A 274-nucleotide genomic window follows, 5' to 3' on the forward strand; every position below is an offset into this window, starting at 1 on the left:
ACGCCGGGAGGTGTTGCACGGGCTGGATCTCACCGTGGAACCCGGAACGGTGTTCGGAGTCATCGGCCCCAACGGCGCGGGCAAAACCACCACCATGCGCTGCCTCCTGGACATCATCCGGCCCAGCGCGGGAACTATTTCCGTCCTCGGGCAGGATCCGCAACAGGGCGGGATAGCGTTGCGCCGCAGAATCGGATACCTTCCCGGTGAACTGCACCTGGAGAACAGGACCACGGGGCGCCGCATGGTGGAACACTTCGCGGCTATCAGCGGT

At 65.0% G+C, this 274-nt stretch carries 1 protein-coding gene; it reads left to right on the forward strand.

Annotated elements, in window-relative coordinates; all coding sequences use genetic code 11:
- The coding region (locus tag SCA31_RS23345) for an ATP-binding cassette domain-containing protein (protein WP_410699404.1) at window positions 1–274 on the forward strand (274 nt) is incomplete at both ends.

Source organism: Chryseobacterium sp. SIMBA_028 (assembly GCF_046535285.1).
Classification (GTDB): domain Bacteria; phylum Bacteroidota; class Bacteroidia; order Flavobacteriales; family Weeksellaceae; genus Chryseobacterium.